Source organism: Limosilactobacillus gastricus DSM 16045 (assembly GCF_001434365.1).
GTDB lineage: Bacteria > Bacillota > Bacilli > Lactobacillales > Lactobacillaceae > Limosilactobacillus > Limosilactobacillus gastricus.
The window spans coordinates 1-4,389 of sequence record NZ_AZFN01000039.1 but is presented as its reverse complement, the minus strand read 5'-3'; the positions used below and the strand labels follow the sequence as shown (position 1 = coordinate 4,389).

Sequence of the window (4,389 nt, the reverse complement as noted above, 5' to 3'; positions counted from 1 at the left end):
CGTTTGCAACATGCATTTGAACTTTATAAAAATGGTATGAGTGATGTGGACGTCGCTCGGAATACCGGTATCAAACGGACAACATTTATTAGGTATCGACATAAGTTTAATGTACGCAGATAATCCAAAATGAGGCAGAAAATGGATAAGATTTATATTATCGAAGATGACCAAACCATTCGCAATGAAATAGTTCAAGCTCTTAAAAAATGGAATTTCCAAGCTGACTGGGTCCGGGACTTTCAGACCATTGATTATGAAATTAAACAACAATCCCCTGATCTTATCGTGATGGATATCACATTGCCTTTTTAAATTTCTAACTTAATTTTACAAACCGCGTATAATAAAATAAATCAATTCAAAAAAAGAAAGAGCGGAGGTAAAACATGAAAGAAAGCGAAGTTATCCTAAAGCGGCAGTCAACTAGATTATTTTTTAAAAATGGTGATACAGATTTTTTCTTTAATTGGTTACTAGGAATTGGCGAAGTGTTTGGTTTTTCACACGGGGAGCTTTATTACCTCGCACAACGGCTAGGGAAATCTCCAAAACCAAGTACTTGGAAAAAGGTATTTCTATCTCATGCAGACTACCTTGCACAAAAGCTAGGTAATCCAGATTTAACCAAACAAAGTAAAGCCCAATATTACCTAGCACAAACCTATTCTATTCGTTCGGCTATCCAATTTATTAATCCCTTTTCCGAGGAGTATCTTCCCACTGTTCAACGGATGGAAGAATCTTTTAAGAAAGCAACTTATTCATTAAAAGCACCTATTGAGGAGTTAACTATTCACTATCAAGAATCCTACTTACCCGGTTATTACCTCCATAGTGGTGATGATTGTCCAACACTAATTATGATTGGTGGTGGGGATACGTATCGGGAAGATCTGTTTTATTTTGCAGGATACCCTGGATGGAAACGAGGCTATAATGTTTTAATGATTGATCTCCCAGGTCAAGGCTCTAATCCAAGTAGAGAACTCACTTTTGATGTGAATGCTGCTACTCCAATTTCACTATGTATTGATTGGTTAGAAAACAAAAATCCTAAGTTGAATCATTTAGCTATTTATGGTGTTAGCGGAGGTGGCTATTTCACTGCACAAGCTGTTGAACAGGATACAAGAATTCAGGCATGGATTGCTAGCACCCCAATTTATGATATTGCCGAAATATTTAAAAAAGAGTTTGGATCCAGTTTAAAAACTCCTAGTTGGTTAATGAATGCTATTTTAAGACTGGTTGGAAATTTAAATGAGTCCGCCGATTTAAATCTTCAAAAATATGCATGGCAATTTGGAACTACTGATTTTAAAAAAGCTATTGATGAGGTTTTTAAGAGGGCAAAGGTTGTAAATTATCAAAAAGTTCAGTGCCCCTGTTTATTTATCATGGGAGAAGGAGAGGGTGCAGAATTACAACGTCAAGCAAAGGTAGTTTACGAAGCCGTTAAATCCAAAAATTCCCATACTAGACTTCAGATATTTGAAGCGGAAAGTGGAGCGGATGCCCATTGCCAAGTCAACAATTTGAGACTTGTCCATAATGTAGTCTTTGACTGGTTAGACACTCTATTTGAATAAGAGAGAGTATGAAAAAAAGTCTGTAAATAGCATATGATCCTATGCGGGATCTCCTGTGATACACTAATCCCTGTTTACACCATACCAAAAGGGGCTTCGAATACGAGGCCCCTTTTAGATTTAGCTAGTAATCCGTATTAAAGTTAATGGCTAGCTCCCAGTTCAACTTTTTAATGGCTTACGATCTGTCAATAAAGCAATCGGCGACAGAATCAAAACAATCACCGCTCCTACTAAGTAGGTATGACTGAAGGCCTGACTGATTTGTCGATCCTTAGTATGCTTAATCTTTCTCAAAGCTGTCGTTAAAGCTTCTTTTTGTGCCAATTGTTTGAGACCTACTAACAATTTTTTCTGACCCTGGCTTATTTTCTGATTACCCAAATTAATCTTTTGAGAGGCTACTGATAGTTTAGATATAGCGGTATTTTGATTTTCTAACTTGGTTAAGGTAAGTGCTAGTCGCTGGCTGTCCGCTTTCAAGTTGTCAGTAGCTAGTGCTAACTTTTTCTGGGCTTGGTAGACCTGGTAAAGATCGGTTCCCTTTTGGGGCTGTGGTAAATCAACTTGAGATTTGGCCGCTTGTTTAAGGGCACGTCTTAGGTTCGTCTGTTTGTTTTTAGTTGTTAATTTGGCTGATCCAGTAGTGGAAAATAGGCTATTCAATTGTTGATGAGCCACTTTCTTTACTTTGGGTGATAATTGCTGTCGATCAACAATTTGAATGGCATCTTGATGAATATGCTGCTTAGCTGTATTGACATTATTATCAAGGACTGTTACTAGAATTGCAATTCCTAAACAGGTGCCAATTTGACGCGCTGCGTTAACAATTCCCGAACCAATCCCACTTTTATTTTTTGGCAAATGCTTAACCGAGGCCACTAACGAAACCGAAGAGAACCCAAAACCAACACCATGAATCACCAGAAAAGTAATGATAACAGCTTTGGGCGTTGTGGTGGTGATAAACGACAAGAGGAGTAAACTAGCTGCCATGACTAAGAGACCAATCAAAGTAACCGGAACTGCGCCAACTTGATCAAATAACTTAGTTCCCAAAGGCATCGCTACTATGATTGTTAAGGAAACTGGAACAATAATTAGGGCCGCATGTAACGCTGTATCGTTCAGAACGTCTTGTAAAAAATAATTTAAAATCAGGGTGGGACTAACTAACGTAAAGCCAGTTAAAAAGTAAACTAAACTAGAAGCAGTTAAGGTTTTTTCACGGAACAAATCTAATTCAAGTAGTGGGTGTTTGACTTTGCTTTCGATAAAGATGAACAATCCAATAGCTAATACGCCGCCAATGAGGGTTCCTAATATGATGCCCGATTGCCAACCATATTGGCGGCCTTCTAGTAGTCCAAAGGTTAAACCACCCAAGCCTAGTGTTAAAAGAATCGTTCCTGGTAAATCAATTCTCCCCGCCAAAGATTCGTCATATGATTCCCTCACCCCCATAGCTATAATTAGAAAGGCTGCAATGGTTAAGGGGACATTAATGCCGAATACCCAGCGCCAAGAAGCATATTTAATAATCACGCCACCAATCGGTGGCCCCCCGGCAGCGGCTAAAGCCGTTACCGCGCCCACAACGCTAGCAATTTTTGACATATGCGCTTTGCCAAATATTTCAATTCCCATTGGTAAGACAATCGGGGTGATAATGGCACCGCCTAATCCTTGAAAAAATCGAAAGGCAATCAATTCTGGTAATGACGTTGCCAGCATACAAGCCGCTGAAAAGCCGCCAAATAAGGCTAATCCTAATAACATAATTTTTTTACGACCATAACGATCAGCAATCTTTGAACCCGTGATCATAAACACGGCTAAGGCTAACGTATAGATGGTGGCAACCCAACTTGTATCAGTTAGACTGGCATCGAAATGGGTCATAATTTGGGGTAAAGCAATGTTGACGATGGTACTATCTAAGGTACCCATAAGCATCGCAATGGTTAACCCGATGAAACTGATAATTTTAGTAGCTTTTGTCATCTATCAAGCGCTCCTTTCGGTAACAGATGAATATAAAGGAAACATTTGTTACCTTTATTCGCAGTCTTTAGTATAATTAGCCCTAAGCATTAAATCAATCCTTATTGGCTAAGTGCTACAGATTGCTATAATTTGTTACCGATAGTAGAGGAGATGTTAATAAAATGAACGGCAAGCAGCGTATGGTTGAACAGTCTAAGCAATGGTTATGTGACGCCCTTATAAATTTAATGACGAAAGAGGACTTTCAGGATATTTCGATTACTGAAATTGCCCAAACCGCTGAATTATCGCGAAAAACATTCTATCATTCTTTTAAAAATAAAGAAGCGGTCATTAATTACCTGTGTGATCAGTTGTTCGATCAGTACTTTGAACAATTACTCCAGCAGAAACCGCAGGTAGGGGAACCGATGTTAAAAACTACTTTTGATATTTTTTTTAATTTTTGGTGGCGAAAACGGGATTTAATTCAATTATTGATCCGCCAAGGCTTATTTGATCACGTGAATGAAATTTGGCAGCAAAAAGCAATCCCTCGTTATCAACATTTTGCAGCTCCTTGGCATGTTCATGGCACTCCTACCCAAGTGAATTATGTGATGGCTTTGCAAATAGGTGGTTTAACTAATATTCTACGTGTCTGGTTAGGACAAGATCAGCCTGAGCCACCAGAACAAATTAAGGATCTAATGTTGTTGGCTGCTCAGCAATTAGCTGATAGTTTAAATACAAATCAGATTAGTTAGACAAGAAACGATCAGGATTTAACTAAGATCATGAACACCAT

The 4,389-nt window shown here is 38.6% G+C and carries 4 protein-coding genes and 1 pseudogene; 4 read left to right on the top strand and 1 reads right to left on the bottom strand.

The annotated features are described in order from the left end of the window. The 3 genes and pseudogenes from FC60_RS09400 to FC60_RS08930 all read left to right on the top strand — a co-directional run. A pseudogene (locus FC60_RS09400) lies at positions 1–123 on the top strand (recombinase family protein); the annotation flags it as partial. Positions 124–141: 18 nt separating this feature from the next. After that, positions 142–315, top strand: a complete 174-nt coding sequence (locus FC60_RS08935) for a response regulator (RefSeq protein WP_162252192.1) — start codon at positions 142–144, stop codon at positions 313–315. A 74-nt stretch (positions 316–389) separates the two neighbouring features. Next, the gene (locus tag FC60_RS08930) at positions 390–1,592 is read left to right on the top strand and encodes an alpha/beta hydrolase family protein (protein ID WP_003650099.1); all 1,203 of its coding nucleotides are present in this window, start codon (positions 390–392) and stop codon (positions 1,590–1,592) included. Between the two features lie 162 nt (positions 1,593–1,754). Here the strand turns inward: FC60_RS08930 and FC60_RS08925 are convergent, their stop codons facing one another. Next, positions 1,755–3,599 carry an MFS transporter gene (locus tag FC60_RS08925; RefSeq protein WP_056938030.1) on the bottom strand — a complete coding sequence of 615 codons (1,845 nt, stop codon included), beginning with the start codon at positions 3,597–3,599 and terminating at the stop codon, positions 1,755–1,757. Positions 3,600–3,763: 164 nt separating this feature from the next. Here FC60_RS08925 and FC60_RS08920 point away from each other — a divergent pair, with 164 nt between their 5' ends. Beyond that, entirely contained in the window at positions 3,764–4,348 is a 585-nt protein-coding gene (locus FC60_RS08920; protein ID WP_056938029.1) for a TetR/AcrR family transcriptional regulator, read from the top strand. Positions 4,349–4,389 lie beyond the last annotated feature (41 nt).

What these genes read in the sequence shown, in the direction of transcription:
- FC60_RS08935 (WP_162252192.1), top strand. Translation starts at nt 142, where the DNA reads ATGGATAAGATTTATATTATCGAAGATGACCAAACCATTCGCAATGAA.
- FC60_RS08930 (WP_003650099.1), top strand. Translation starts at nt 390, where the DNA reads ATGAAAGAAAGCGAAGTTATCCTAAAGCGGCAGTCAACTAGATTATTT.
- FC60_RS08925 (WP_056938030.1), bottom strand. Translation starts at nt 3,599, where the DNA reads ATGACAAAAGCTACTAAAATTATCAGTTTCATCGGGTTAACCATTGCG.
- FC60_RS08920 (WP_056938029.1), top strand. Translation starts at nt 3,764, where the DNA reads ATGAACGGCAAGCAGCGTATGGTTGAACAGTCTAAGCAATGGTTATGT.